At 37.0% G+C, this 12,907-nt stretch carries 15 protein-coding genes and 1 other annotated feature; of the genes, 5 read left to right on the top strand and 10 right to left on the bottom strand.

The genetic code is table 11. The features are described 5' to 3' along the window. Positions 1-10 precede the first annotated feature (10 nt). From IGJ66_RS01070 to infC, 6 genes are all read right to left on the bottom strand, one after another. Positions 11-514, bottom strand: coding sequence for a PTS sugar transporter subunit IIB (locus IGJ66_RS01070; RefSeq protein ID WP_067483287.1), 504 nt, complete (start codon positions 512-514; stop codon positions 11-13). Positions 515-536: 22 nt separating this feature from the next. Continuing rightward, the gene (locus tag IGJ66_RS01065) at positions 537-1,724 is read right to left on the bottom strand and encodes a glycoside hydrolase family 88 protein (RefSeq protein WP_067483290.1); all 1,188 of its coding nucleotides are present in this window, start codon (positions 1,722-1,724) and stop codon (positions 537-539) included. Between the two features lie 194 nt (positions 1,725-1,918). Beyond that, positions 1,919-2,656: a GntR family transcriptional regulator gene (locus IGJ66_RS01060; protein WP_075491909.1), complete on the bottom strand. Its 738-nt coding sequence runs from the start codon at positions 2,654-2,656 to the stop codon at positions 1,919-1,921. 266 nt (positions 2,657-2,922) lie between these two features. Further along, a complete protein-coding gene (rplT, locus tag IGJ66_RS01055) occupies positions 2,923-3,282 on the bottom strand; it encodes a 50S ribosomal protein L20 (RefSeq protein WP_067483295.1) in 360 nt (119 codons plus the stop codon). A 57-nt stretch (positions 3,283-3,339) separates the two neighbouring features. Further along, positions 3,340-3,540, bottom strand: coding sequence for a 50S ribosomal protein L35 (gene rpmI / locus IGJ66_RS01050; protein ID WP_067483297.1), 201 nt, complete (start codon positions 3,538-3,540; stop codon positions 3,340-3,342). A 71-nt stretch (positions 3,541-3,611) separates the two neighbouring features. Then, positions 3,612-4,136, bottom strand: coding sequence for a translation initiation factor IF-3 (gene infC, locus IGJ66_RS01045; protein ID WP_067483298.1), 525 nt, complete (start codon positions 4,134-4,136; stop codon positions 3,612-3,614). Positions 4,137-4,179: 43 nt separating this feature from the next. Then, positions 4,180-4,306: a sequence feature (ribosomal protein L20 leader region), on the bottom strand. Between the two features lie 141 nt (positions 4,307-4,447). On the opposite strand from infC, the gene IGJ66_RS01040 reads away from it, so the two are divergent. After that, the gene (locus tag IGJ66_RS01040; RefSeq protein ID WP_067483301.1) at positions 4,448-5,080 is read left to right on the top strand and encodes a pentapeptide repeat-containing protein; all 633 of its coding nucleotides are present in this window, start codon (positions 4,448-4,450) and stop codon (positions 5,078-5,080) included. A 1-nt stretch (position 5,081) separates the two neighbouring features. Here IGJ66_RS01040 and IGJ66_RS01035 read toward each other — a convergent pair whose 3' ends face one another. Both IGJ66_RS01035 and IGJ66_RS01030 read right to left on the bottom strand, forming a co-directional pair. Beyond that, complete coding sequence (locus IGJ66_RS01035) at positions 5,082-5,987, bottom strand: magnesium transporter CorA family protein (RefSeq protein ID WP_067483303.1); 906 nt, start codon at positions 5,985-5,987, stop codon at positions 5,082-5,084. Positions 5,988-6,076: 89 nt separating this feature from the next. Continuing rightward, positions 6,077-6,736 (bottom strand): deoxynucleoside kinase, encoded by a 660-nt coding sequence (locus tag IGJ66_RS01030; RefSeq protein WP_172843715.1) that lies wholly within the window; start codon positions 6,734-6,736, stop codon positions 6,077-6,079. A 329-nt stretch (positions 6,737-7,065) separates the two neighbouring features. On the opposite strand from IGJ66_RS01030, the gene mvk reads away from it, so the two are divergent. Genes mvk through fni form a run of 4 tightly spaced genes read left to right on the top strand, consistent with a single transcriptional unit; the run spans position 7,066 to position 11,124 of the window. Next, a complete protein-coding gene (mvk, locus tag IGJ66_RS01025; RefSeq protein WP_430616689.1) occupies positions 7,066-8,016 on the top strand; it encodes a mevalonate kinase in 951 nt (316 codons plus the stop codon). Further along, positions 8,009-8,986, top strand: coding sequence for a diphosphomevalonate decarboxylase (mvaD, locus tag IGJ66_RS01020; protein ID WP_067483307.1), 978 nt, complete (start codon positions 8,009-8,011; stop codon positions 8,984-8,986). Before mvk ends, mvaD begins: the two co-directional genes overlap by 8 nt. Positions 8,987-8,998: 12 nt before the next feature. Next, entirely contained in the window at positions 8,999-10,084 is a 1,086-nt protein-coding gene (locus tag IGJ66_RS01015; protein WP_067483309.1) for a phosphomevalonate kinase, read from the top strand. After that, positions 10,081-11,124: a type 2 isopentenyl-diphosphate Delta-isomerase gene (gene fni, locus IGJ66_RS01010; protein WP_086270546.1), complete on the top strand. Its 1,044-nt coding sequence runs from the start codon at positions 10,081-10,083 to the stop codon at positions 11,122-11,124. The genes IGJ66_RS01015 and fni overlap by 4 nt, the downstream gene beginning before the upstream one ends. Positions 11,125-11,228: 104 nt before the next feature. On the opposite strand, the gene IGJ66_RS01005 is transcribed toward fni, so the two are convergent. Together IGJ66_RS01005 and kduI are read right to left on the bottom strand one after the other, a co-directional pair. Next, positions 11,229-12,032, bottom strand: coding sequence for a gluconate 5-dehydrogenase (locus IGJ66_RS01005; RefSeq protein WP_067483314.1), 804 nt, complete (start codon positions 12,030-12,032; stop codon positions 11,229-11,231). A 22-nt stretch (positions 12,033-12,054) separates the two neighbouring features. After that, positions 12,055-12,897 (bottom strand): 5-dehydro-4-deoxy-D-glucuronate isomerase, encoded by an 843-nt coding sequence (gene kduI, locus IGJ66_RS01000; protein ID WP_067483315.1) that lies wholly within the window; start codon positions 12,895-12,897, stop codon positions 12,055-12,057. Between the last annotated feature and the right edge of the window lie 10 nt (positions 12,898-12,907).

Genomic DNA, 12,907 nt, shown 5'->3' with positions numbered 1-12,907 from the left:
CCTCTCTAAATTAACTGTTTTTAATTTTTTCCATTAATGTATCTAAATGCTGAGAGCCATCATTAGACATCGGCGAAGTTTTGGTAGTAAACGTCACATGGTGTTCATTCTTCAATTTTCTCAAGTCGTTTTTATCTTCTTCACCCAAATAGATAAATTGAGAAATTTTTTCTTTTCCTTCAGCAGCATGAATATTGCCAATATTTAATTGTTCCATTGGAAAACCCAACTCACAAAGTTTTAGTGCATCATGGAGATTTTCGACAACTACAAAAATCGTTTGATGAGGCGCTGCTTTCCAGATCACTTCAGCAGTACGTGCAATGGTCCAAAAGCGGACATTGATATCTTGAGGTAAGACTGTTTTCATTAACATTTGTTGTACGTTATCTTCAGCTGCCTTATCATTCGCGCAAATAACTAAATTAACTCCTAAACTTTTAATCCATAATTGCCCTTGTCCATGGATTAAACGCGCATCTACTCGTACCATTTTTACATTTGGTTTATCCATATTTTCCCCTCCTATTCTTGCTTTACCAATACATTTTCCAATCTTTTTTGAATCGAACTAAAGCCTCCAAGTAAAAATAATCTCCCCAAATATTCCCTTCATTTACTCCTTTGCCACTATGCCATGAATACACACCTTCATTCATTAAAGCTGTAATCCCTTCCGTTTTAGAATCTGTGTAATGTTCTATTAAACTTTTCAGCATTGAATGTTGCGCATACTTGTAAACTAATTTGGATTGATTTGCTTCGGGTAAAAATCTATCCATCAAATTCATTCCACAAATCGCAATGGCTGTTGCAGAAGTATCTCTAGGCTGATTGGATCCATCTGTAAAAATCAAATCCCAATAACTAACGAAATCTTTTGGTAGCCGATTTAAGAAATAATTTGTGACTGCTTCAAATAATTCAGTATTCTGTTCATTCGGACAATATGAACGAAAAAGTGCAATTCCATAAATTAACCAAGATTGTCCACGTGCCCAACTCGACGAATCTGAATAGCCTTGACGTGTTTTTCCATACAAAGGTAGTCCTTCTTTCGTATCAAAAAAGAACGTATGATAGGCAGAAGAATCTTCACGAATCGCGTGTTCAATGGTCGTATGATAGTGTCTGACTGCAACTTCACGATACTTTTTATCTTCAGTAACTTCTGTCGCCCAAAAAAGTAAGGGAATATTTAAAAGGCAGTCGACAATCAAGCGATAATTATCTTGTTTCCCTAGCTCTCCCCAAGCTTGAATAAATTGACCTTTTTCTTGGTAACGTGACAATAATTTTTCTGCCGCCTTTAAAGACACTTGCTTTGCTTGCTCATCACCTACAAGTTTGTAGGCACTCACACAAGATAGGCTATACAGGAAACCTAAATCATGATGATCAATTTCAATATCCTGATCCATTCGATGAATAAAACTTTGAACATTTTTTTCTGCAATTTTTTTAAAGTCTTCATCTTGCGTGACCTCATAGCAAAGCCAGAGAATACCTGTCCAAAAACCATTTGTCCATTCCGTATTAGCCATTGGCATATATGAATTATTTTTAGTCGCTGGTGTAGGATACTGGTCCTTCAATTGAAAAATATTTTTTTTAACTTTTTTCACCGCATCAGCTATCGCTTGATCAATCACTTCTTCCGAAAGTAACCCTTGACCAAAGTATCTCTCACTAGACAATAACTTTTCTTTCTTTTTTTCTTTCAAAAAAATCCCTCCATCACTTAACGTGTTAACCGGTGTAAAAATATCTTAGCTTATTTTTCATTTTTTGTAAACCCTTTCTTTTTTTGAAACTAAAAATAGTTTACGTATTTTATTTTTTGATACACAAAAAAGCACTGAAGAAGATTGTTAACTTCTCAGTGCTTGAGTCATTTAACTATTTTAAAAATAAAAAGTTATTCCCCAACAATTTCAATTTGATAAAAATCTGGATGAATAAAGCTTCGACTGTACTCAATCGGTACGCCATCCTTTCCTGAAATCAAACGTCTAATATCAAATAACGAATAGCTCTCCTCTTCACCAAAACGTTTCTCAATCAGTTTTAGTGGTTCAAGTTCTTCCATTCCTTCTCTTAATAAAATTGTTCGAACTTCCATCGACATCGGAAGATTCGACATGTGCCCAACCAGTCCAAGTTCTTCTGACAGGCTTGCGCCATTGACCCAGCGTTCCAAAGAATCTTTTGCTAATTTATCTCGGAAAAGATAACGGTTTTGTATTTTCCATGGACGACCATTAGTCAGTGCAATTTGGCTTATTTTCACTAACGATCTTTGCCCCGTTTTATCCCCTAATTGTTGTGCGATAAACTTGTCCTTCACTTGACCAAAATTCAAGGTGATTGTTTTTTCAACTGATTTTTTCTTAGCATCATTTGATAAAGAAAGCTGTTCAGAAAAAAAGACCTTTCTGTGTTTCAAATTTTTTCTAACAAAGGTTCCTTCTCCTTGGCGACGAATCAAGTAACCCTCATTTACCAAATCATTTAGTGCTTTTACAACCGTTGTGTTACTGACACTATAGATTTTTTTTAAATCACCTTCGGAGTAAATTTTTTCACCTGCACTAAATTCTCCTGATTCAATTTTCTTGATAATATCCTGTTTGATTGTTTCGTACTTGGATGCCATTTTATTCTCCCTTAACCTGTTAACCGTTTATTTACATAATAAATAATTTTTTGTTTTCTGTAAATAGATTGCTTGACTGTAAGAACATATCGACTGATACTTTCCCACAATTTTTACACAGCTTAACGGTTATGTAAAAATAACAATTCACATTAATTGGTAAAAAAATACAAAAAAAAATCAATTTAAGCAGTATCTGCCTAAATTGATTTTCAACTTAGTTATTTAACTAGAATTTCATCAATAAATCTTAACGAAAATCTGAATTATTTAGCTAAAGCGTCTTTTGCTTGGTCAGCTAATGCAGTAAAAGCTGCTGCATCGTTAACAGCAAGGTCAGCTAACATTTTACGGTTGATGTCGATTTCAGCCAATTTCAAACCGTGCATTAATTTTGAGTAGCTTAAGCCATTCATACGAGCTGCTGCGTTGATACGAGCAATCCATAATTTGCGGAAGTCGCGTTTCTTTTGACGACGATCGCGATATGCGTAGTTGTATGAATTCATTACTTGTTCTTTTGCTGTTTTAAATAAAGTGTGTTTTGAACCGTAGTAACCTTTTGCTAATTTTAGCATTTTTTTACGACGTTTACGAGTTACTGTTCCACCTTTAACACGTGCCATGTTTAATTCCTCCTAAAAATAAATCTTCTCATTGAAATTTTTCTAAATTTGCGTTGCTTATTTCATTTTTGCTAGTTGTTGACGGATACGTTTAAAATCGCCACTAGCAACCATACGTGCTTTACGCAATTGACGGCGTTGTTTTTTTGTTTTGCCGTGGAAACGGTGACTTGTAAACGCGCGGTAACGTTTCAATCCGCCTTTACCAGTACGTTTGAATCGTTTTGCTGATCCGCGGTGTGTTTTTTGTTTTGGCATGACTATATTTCCTCCTCAAAATCTTTCGTTATCCGACCATTGACTGTTCAACAATCAGTTAGTCATTCAAATTACTTACTGTCGTTTTTCGGTGCCAGCGTCAAGAACATGCTGCGTCCGTCCATTTTCGCTTTTTGTTCCACTGTTGCAATATCAGCAGTTTCTTCAGCTAAGCGATTTAAGACTTTTTGACCAATCTCTTTATGGGTAATGGCACGGCCTTTAAAACGGATAGAAGCTTTCACTTTATCGCCTTTTTCTAAGAACTTACGTGCATTACGAAGTTTTGTATTGAAGTCATTTACGTCAATTGTCGGACTTAAACGTACCTCTTTAACATTGATCACTTTTTGTTTTTTACGCGCTTCACGGTCTTTTTTCTGTTGTTCAAAACGGAATTTCCCGTAATCCATGATTCGCGCAACTGGTGGTTTCGCACCTGGGGCAACTAACACAAGATCCAAGTTTGCTTGTTCAGCAATCTGTAATGCTTCTGCTTTTGTTTTAACACCTAACTGCTCGCCTTCTGAACCGATCAATCGTAATTCTCGTGCACGAATGCCGTCGTTAACCATCATATCCTTTGCTATGGTCATTCACCTCCAAATATTATGAGAGAAAGAAAAGCTTACCGAATTTTCGGTAATAAAAAAACGAGTTCTTTTTATCAGAACCCGCGCATAATCCACCTAAAGAATCGGCGAAAACTATCTAGCCCAGTGACTATATCAACTAAGGCGAGAAGCGCGTGCTTCTGCTTTTATTTCTCAACTTCACTAGTTTATCAAATTTACTTGAACATGTCAACTCTTTATCTAAAATAAAGGACCTATTTTAAAAAGATATCCTAGCATTTTCTCTTTATTTTATTTATCTTTAAGATAAGAAAATAATTTGGAGGCAACCTATGAAAAAGAATGATCCTATTGCACCTATCTTATCTCACCTAGAGGAAGGCGACTTTTATTTAGAAGATGAAGAACTCTTTTCAAATCTTTTAGTCAAAGATAGCGACCAAAGTTATTTATCCGCAAAAAATTTGATTATAAGAGACAGCCACATTCAAAAATTAACCATGCAAAAAACTATTTTGGAAAGTTTTGAATGTAGCAATGTCATTTTCGACCACTGTGATTTTTCCAATTTAGAATGGATTGGTGCCAGTTTTCACCAAGTAACTTTTCAACAATGCAAGTTAACCGGAACAAATTTTGCGGAAGGCTATCTTCGTGATTGCTCATTCAATGAATGTTTAGCTTCGATGGCCTCTTTCAGCAACACGAATTTGAAAACTGTCCGCTTTTCTGACTGTCAACTAGAAGACACCGAATTTTATGAAGTTCGATGGAAAAACTTATCCCTGCTCAACAATCAGCTTACGGGATCTAATTGGTTCCGTACACCTCTAAAAGCATTGGATTTTAGAACAAATGACTTTACTAAAATTGCACTTTCTCTAGAAAATCTCTCTGGTTTATCAGTCGACCAAGAACAAGCTTTAGTCATCGCAGCTAGCTTGGGACTTATCATTGAAGAATAATTTATTTAATTCGACGCCATAAAGCAACTAACATCCAAACGGATAAAATCAAACTGATGACCAGCGCAATTCCCCAACCAAACACAGAGTGAGTAAATGGTAACTGTAAGTTCATTCCAAAAAAACCAGTGACGATCGTCGGAACGGTCAACAATAATGACCAGACAGTTAAGAATTTCATCGTATCATTTAGGTTGTTATTCAACAAGTTATTATAAGTTCCAGATAACTGGTCTAAAATTTGTGATGCCAGATTCGTCATCTCGACTGCTTGCTTGGCTTCAATCAATGCGTCATCCAATTGTTCCTTTTCGCCTTCAGACATTTTACGATAAATAGCTAAAGCTTTTATCTGCTCAATCAACACAGCATTTTGTTTTGTCCCTGTGACTAAATAAACTAGTCCGATTTCTAAGTCAGATAATTGCAATAAGTTTTGATTACTTGTTTTTTCTCGTAACTTTTGATTTAAGCGTTGTCGCTCGCTATTCACTTCTTCAACTAATGGGAAAAAGGAATCTGAAATCAAAAATAAAGTTTGAAATAGCAAGCTATATACACTCATGTTAGGTGTGCGTTGTAGCAATGATTCCATGAGACGTACTACATAACCAGTATTTTCTGTAGTAAATGTAAAAATACCGTTCTCTTTCAAAATAAAGGCCATCGGTGTTGTTTCATAATGATTTTCACTTTTCCTTTGGTGAGGAACATTGTAGACAAGAAGCATTGCCTCATCAAGCACATCATATTCTACCCGTGCGCGTTCGTTTTTATCGAGAGAGTAAGTTAGCATCTCGTCGCTTAATTTATACTCTTCTTTTAAGTTTTTAACACCAATAACATTGTCACGTTGAATATTTAGCCAAAAATTTTGGTCAGAATTAAAAAAACGTTTATTACTCATTATTGACCTCCTCATAACACTTTCTCTTAACAGTATAAAGAAAAAAACTATTCAAACAAGGTAAAAGCCATTGCTTGAATAGTTTTTATTTAATATACAAATTGTTCTTGACGGATTTCGGCTAATTTTTCTTTCACGATTCGGACCACTTCATCTTTTGCTTGTGGATCTTCGACAAAATTGTAGCGATCTCCATCAATTTGAATTTTAGGACTTTCATTGTAGTTTTCGTACCATTGATCATAACGACGATTCAATTCTTGATAATAATCATATAACGATGGGTCAAAAGATAATTGCTCATATGAACGACCACGTTTCTCGATTCGTTCCAACATTGTATCAAAAGAAACTCGAATATGAATCAGTAAATCAGGATTTTTTTTGTGGGCTGCATAAGGTAGCTCTTCCATCATATTTTCTAGTAATTCATCATAGACACGCACTTCTGTTTCTGTCGCTCTTCCTAAATCTGCATTCAAATGGAATAATAAAGAATCTTCATAGATTGAACGGTCCAAAACGTTGTTATCATCTTTCATTGCTTGTTTAATACTTGCAAAACGTTTATTTAAAAAATAAATTTGTAATAAAAAAGCATATTGCTCAGGGTTAGCATAAAACAAAGGTAACACTTCATTATCATCAATTGATTCATAAAAAGCCTGACTATTAAATTCTTCAGCTATCATTTCTGTTAAACTTGACTTTCCTGCACCAATTGTACCAGCTAAAACGATCACGCTCATTTACCTCCAACTCACTTCATTACTAAATATTGTATGTGTTTTTCAATCTTTCTAAATATACCCCCAATATCTAGTAGTGTCAAATGGAATTTATTGAACGCCCTTCGAAAAAAAACTCAAAAAAATTCTTAAGAAAACAGTGATTTTTTGACAGAAAACGCATTCTTGGTTTTACTTATTGAGCGGATTTAGTAAAATAGGGAGGAAATGATTTTTGGTTTGCTTTTTTTCACATCATCAAACCAAATTCTCGTTGAGTAGCGCAACTATTTAGGGCGCTTTATTTTTTGTCTAAAAGTTACTGTTATGTGAGGAAAAGGAGTTAAGTTATGGCAAACTATGGCCAAGGGGAATCAAGCGGAAAAATTATCTTGATGGGTGAACATGCCGTTGTATACGGCGAACCAGCAATTGCCTTTCCATTTTATGCAACGAAAGTCACTGCACAATTTGAAACGTTAACTGAAGATGTTACCCAAGATCAATTGTTTTCAGCCTATTATGTAGGAAAGTTGATTCATGCACCACAAGCACTCAAAAATATCAAAGCTTTAGTCACACATTTAAAACAGGATCATGGTGTCAAGGAATCAGTCAGCCTCACCATTGAAAGTACCATTCCTGCTGAACGCGGAATGGGTTCTAGCGCTGCTGTTGCAGTAGCAATCACACGCGCCTTTTATGATTATCTTTCACTTTCACTAGCACATGAAACATTGTTAAGCTATGTTAAGATTTCTGAAAAAATTGCTCATGGCAACCCAAGTGGAATCGATGCTGCCGCTACAAGTAGTCATAACCCAATCTATTTTATCAAAGGGCAACCTTTCGAGTATTTCACAATCAACTTGGATGCTTTTTTGATTGTTGCTGATACTGGGATCAAAGGACAAACGCGGGAAGCTGTTAAAGACGTCGCTCATTTATTTGAAAAAGACTCACACAAGACTGGACAAAAAATTCAACAATTAGGACAACTCACACAAAAAGCAAAACAAGCAATCATCCAAAACAATCCCGAAAATTTAGCGCAAGTCATGAATCAGGCACAAGTTACATTGAGAGAATTAACAATCAGTAATCATTTTCTAGACCTATTGATTGAAACAGCGTTAGATGCTGGTGCTCTAGGAGCGAAATTAACTGGAGGCGGACGCGGTGGTTGTATGCTCGCTCTTGCCAAAACAAAAACAGAAGCCCAAGCGATTTGTACAGCTCTGGAAGATGCCGGTGCTGTAGCTACTTGGATTCAAGGATTAGGAGTACATACCCATGTTTAAAGGAAAAGCTCGTGCTTACACGAATATTGCACTCATCAAGTATTGGGGGAAAAAAGATGAGGAATTCATTTTACCAATGAATAATAGTTTATCTCTTACACTAGATGCTTTTTACACCGAAACAGAAGTCATCTTCTCTGATACTTTTACTAAGGATGAATTTTATTTGGATGGTGAGCAACAAGACGAAAAAGCAACGAAAAAAATCAGCACTTTTCTTGATCTTGTACGAGAAAAAGGCCAAACAACGCTCAATGCGCAAGTTATCAGTCAAAATTTTGTTCCTACAGCTGCTGGACTTGCTTCCTCCGCAAGTGGCTTAGCTGCATTAGCTGGTGCTTGTAATGAGGCACTTCAATTAGGCTTAGATAACGCAGGATTATCTCGATTAGCTCGTCGGGGCTCTGGTTCAGCGTGTCGTAGTATTTACGGCGGATTTGTGGAATGGGAAAAAGGGGTTGACGATTTTACCTCCTACGCAAAGCAAATCCCTTCCGATCATTTTGAAGATGATTTAGCCATGGTCTTTTTATTACTAAACGATCAGCAAAAAGACGTTTCTAGTCGTGATGGCATGCGTCGCACAGTTGAAACTTCAAGCTTTTATCAAGGCTGGCTTGACTCCCTAGATGCAGATTTAGCGCAGTTAAAGCAAGCCATTACTGACAAAAATTTTCAATCTTTAGGGGAAACAATGGAACGAAACGCATTAAAGATGCATGGCACTACACTAGCAGCGAACCCACCGTTTACTTACTGGTCTCCTGATAGTTTAAAAGCAATGCAAGCAGTCCGTGATTTGAGAAAGCAAGGCGTTCCGTGTTACTTTACAATGGATGCTGGACCAAATGTAAAAATTTTAGTCGAGAAAAAACATTTAGCTGCAGTTAAAACAGCTTGTAATCATTTATTTAGTGAAAAACAAGTAGTTTCAGCCCAAGCTGGTTCTGGAATTACGATTATCAAGTAAAGGGAGATTTTTATGATTGAAGTATCTGCACCAGGAAAGCTTTACATTGCTGGTGAATATGCAGTTGTAGAAACTGGGCACCCTGCCATCATCGTGGCGGTTGACCAATTTGTCACGGTAACAGTCGAAGCGGCTAGAAAAGTGGGAAGTATCCAGTCTGCACAATATAGTGAGATGCCGATTCGTTGGACTAGAAGAAATGGTGAATTAGTTTTAGATATTCGAGAAAATCCATTTCATTACATTCTGGCAGCAATTCGGTTAACTGAAAAATACGCACAAGAAAAAAATAGTTTGCTTTCTTTTTATGACTTGAAGGTAACCAGCGAGCTAGATAGTTCAAATGGCCGAAAATATGGTCTTGGTTCAAGCGGTGCTGTTACGGTCGCAACTGTTAAAGCATTAAATATTTTTTATGATTTGCACCTAAGCCAGTTAGAAATTTTCAAAATTGCTGCTTTAGCAAATCTAGCTGTTCAAGACAACGGTTCTTGCGGAGATATTGCCGCTAGTTGTTATGGTGGTTGGATTGCTTTTTCTACTTTTGATCATCGTTGGGTTCAGCAACAAGAAAAACAGCAGACAATTAGTGAGTTACTTGCAATGGATTGGCCAGGACTTTCGATTGAGCCCCTTGAGGCACCAAAAGATTTACGATTGCTTATTGGTTGGACAGGTAGTCCAGCTTCTACTTCTGATTTAGTTGACCAAGTCCATCGTTCACGAGAAGATAAAAAAACGGCTTACGAAACATTTCTTAGAAATAGTGAAAATTGTGTCAATCAAATGATTCAAGGATTCAAACAAGATGATGTGGCTCTGATTCAAAAACAAATTCGGCAAAATCGCCAATTGCTACGCAACCTATCTACCGTTACCGGTGTGGTCATCGAAACACCTGCGTTAAATGAATTGTGTAACTTAGCAGAAGAATATGAAGGAGCCGCTAAGTCTTCTGGTGCTGGCGGTGGTGATTGTGGAATCGTGATCGTGGATCAAAAATCCGGCATCTTACCTCTCATGAGTGCATGGGAAAATGCAGAAATCACACCACTTCCACTTCATGTTTATAGTTATCGCAGAAAGGATCAATCATGAATCGAAAAGACGAACATGTTTCATTAGCCAAGGCTTTTCACAATAAGCAAAAAAATGAATTTGACGCTGTTCACCTCATTCATAATGCGTTACCCCAGCTAGCAACAACTGATGTCGACTTATCGACGACTGTTGCTGGCTTTACGTTGACCAGTCCGTTTTATATCAACGCTATCACTGGTGGCAGTGAAAAAACAAAAAAAATCAATCGTGACCTTGCAATTGTTGCACGCGAAACTGATTTGATGATTGCAACAGGTTCAGTGAGTGCTGCTTTGAAAGATTCCAGCTTAGCTGACAGTTATACCGTGATGCGTGAAGAATACCCTGAAGGAAAGATTCTTGCTAATATCGGTGCTGGAACTTCAGTTGAAAAAGCCCAAGAAGCTATTCAATTGTTCCATGCAGATGCTTTACAAATTCATCTCAACGCCCCACAAGAGTTAGTTATGCCTGAAGGTGACCGTGATTTTTCAAACTGGCTGGAATTGATTCAAGAAATCCAACAAACAATTGCTGTACCTTTAATCGTAAAAGAAGTCGGTTTTGGCATGACACGTGAAACAATTGAGCAACTTGCACAAATTGGCGTCAAAACAATTGATGTCAGTGGACGTGGTGGGACTAGCTTTACTCAGATTGAAAATGCGCGCCGAGAAAAGCGTGAATTAACTTATCTCGCTGATTGGGGACAATCAACCGTCACCTCATTACTCGAAGCACATGAAGCAAATGCCACTGTTGATATCCTTGCATCTGGTGGTATACGTTCTGCCTATGATATTTTCAAAGCTCTTTGCTTAGGGGCTCAAGCCGTTGGTACTTCTGGTACAGTTTTAACACATCTAATGAATCATGGCGTAGAAGAAACGATTTTATTGATTAAACAATGGCAAGAAGAACTACGTTTGCTCTATACTTTAGTTGGTGCTAGAACAACAAATGAGTTAAAATATCAATCACTTATTTTTTCTGGTGCTGTTAAAGATTGGTGTGAAGCCAGAGAAATATCCTTAGTAAAATATGGCAGACGAAAATAACTGTTGCTAAAAAAAGTGTCTGGGACATAATCATTTTGATTAATGTCCCAGACACTTTTTTGTTTAGATTGAAGGAAATACTCTTTTATCTCATGACTATTTTCCTATGGTTGCTTTCCAATGTATGCCAAAATACCGCCATCAACATACAGGATGTGTCCATTAACAAAATCTGAAGCACCTGAAGCAAGGAAAATTGCTGGTCCAGCTAAATCACTTGGTTCACCCCAACGCGCAGCTGGCGTTCTTCCTACGATAAATTGATCGAACGGATGGCGTTCACCATTTTCTTGTTGCTCTCTCAGAGGTGCTGTTTGTGGCGTCGCAATATATCCAGGGCCAATGCCATTACATTGAATGTTGTATTGTCCATACTCAGAAGCAATGTTCTTTGTTAGCATCTTCAAGCCGCCTTTTGCAGCAGCATAGGCACTAACTGTTTCACGACCTAACTCACTCATCATCGAACAAATATTGATAATTTTTCCGCCACCCTTTTCAATCATATCTGGGATAACGGCCTTTGCTACGATAAATGGTGCATTCAAGTCAACATCAATGACTTGACGGAAATCAGCAGCACTCATTTCGATCATTGGTGTCCGTTTGATGATTCCGGCATTGTTCACCAAAATATCTACCGAGCCAACCTCTTCTTTGATTTGCTTAGTCATCGCTTGAACAGCTTCTTCATCCGTCACATCACAAACATATCCTTTTGCTTCAATACCAGCTTCTTGATAGTGTTTGATTCCTTCATCGACAGATTCTTGCGTCAAATTATTAAAAACGATTGTTGCGCCTGCAGATGCTAATGAACGGGCAATTTCAAAACCAATCCCATAAACTGCACCTGTAACAAGTGCAACTTTTCCATCTAATCGAAAATTATCCATTGTAAAATCCATAATGATTCTCCTTTATATTGGTTTATTTTAATTGATCCATTTGAACCATATCCATGTCCGTATAAGTGATATTTTCGCCACACATTGCCCAAATAAATGAATAATTACTTGTACCAACACCTGAATGGATTGACCAACTTGGTGAAATGATTGCTTGTTCATTCGCAACCACTAAATGTTTTGTTTCATCTGGTTTACCCATCATATGGAATACACGCGTGTCTTCATTTGCATAATCAAAATAAACATAAGCTTCCATTCGACGTTCATGCGTATGACAAGGCATGGTATTCCAAGCACTACCTGGCTCTAAAATTGTATAACCCATTTGAAGTTGACAACTTTCGCAAACATTTGGGTGAATGTACTGATAAATTTTTCGTTCATTCAAGGTAACACCTTCACCAGTTTCCATTGGCTTGATTTGGTCGATACTAATTTTTACATTTGGATATTTATGGTGGGCTGGTGCGCTACTCAAATAAAATTTTGCTGGGTTTTCAGCATCTTCTGAAGAAAAAATCACTTCTTTCGTTTCTTTCCCAATATAGTAGCCATCTTGTTTTTGCATTGGTTCTTTTTGTCCATCAATTTCAATAAAACCTGGACCACCAATATTGATGACACCTAGTTCACGACGTTCTAAGAAATAGTCAACGCCGAGTTCTTTATCTAATTTGACTTCTAAAGTAGTTGTTGTAGGCGTCACTCCGCCAAAGATCATGCGATCGTTGTGAGTATAAGTTAAACGAATTTCTCCAGGAACAAATACTTTTTCAACTAAAAATTCATTTCTTAATTGTTCAGTTGAATAATGACGGATATCTTCCGGACTATGTGTATAACGTGTTTTCATTTCTTGCATAATAAATACT

The organism is Enterococcus sp. DIV0176 (assembly GCF_050528535.1).
Taxonomy (GTDB): domain Bacteria; phylum Bacillota; class Bacilli; order Lactobacillales; family Enterococcaceae; genus Enterococcus_B; species Enterococcus_B thailandicus.
This window is presented reverse-complemented; position numbering and strand designations above follow the sequence as displayed.

Excerpts from the sequence above, each read along its gene's own strand:
- mvk (WP_430616689.1), top strand. The coding sequence starts at position 7,066 with ATGGCAAACTATGGCCAAGGGGAATCAAGCGGAAAAATTATCTTGATG.
- rplT (WP_067483295.1), bottom strand. The coding sequence starts at position 3,282 with ATGGCACGTGTTAAAGGTGGAACAGTAACTCGTAAACGTCGTAAAAAA.
- IGJ66_RS01030 (WP_172843715.1), bottom strand. The coding sequence starts at position 6,736 with ATGAGCGTGATCGTTTTAGCTGGTACAATTGGTGCAGGAAAGTCAAGT.
- fni (WP_086270546.1), top strand. The coding sequence starts at position 10,081 with ATGAATCGAAAAGACGAACATGTTTCATTAGCCAAGGCTTTTCACAAT.
- IGJ66_RS01070 (WP_067483287.1), bottom strand. The coding sequence starts at position 514 with ATGGATAAACCAAATGTAAAAATGGTACGAGTAGATGCGCGTTTAATC.
- infC (WP_067483298.1), bottom strand. The coding sequence starts at position 4,136 with ATGACCATAGCAAAGGATATGATGGTTAACGACGGCATTCGTGCACGA.
- IGJ66_RS01005 (WP_067483314.1), bottom strand. The coding sequence starts at position 12,032 with ATGGATTTTACAATGGATAATTTTCGATTAGATGGAAAAGTTGCACTT.
- kduI (WP_067483315.1), bottom strand. The coding sequence starts at position 12,897 with ATGCAAGAAATGAAAACACGTTATACACATAGTCCGGAAGATATCCGT.
- IGJ66_RS01060 (WP_075491909.1), bottom strand. The coding sequence starts at position 2,656 with ATGGCATCCAAGTACGAAACAATCAAACAGGATATTATCAAGAAAATT.
- rpmI (WP_067483297.1), bottom strand. The coding sequence starts at position 3,540 with ATGCCAAAACAAAAAACACACCGCGGATCAGCAAAACGATTCAAACGT.
- mvaD (WP_067483307.1), top strand. The coding sequence starts at position 8,009 with ATGTTTAAAGGAAAAGCTCGTGCTTACACGAATATTGCACTCATCAAG.
- IGJ66_RS01040 (WP_067483301.1), top strand. The coding sequence starts at position 4,448 with ATGAAAAAGAATGATCCTATTGCACCTATCTTATCTCACCTAGAGGAA.
- IGJ66_RS01035 (WP_067483303.1), bottom strand. The coding sequence starts at position 5,987 with ATGAGTAATAAACGTTTTTTTAATTCTGACCAAAATTTTTGGCTAAAT.
- IGJ66_RS01015 (WP_067483309.1), top strand. The coding sequence starts at position 8,999 with ATGATTGAAGTATCTGCACCAGGAAAGCTTTACATTGCTGGTGAATAT.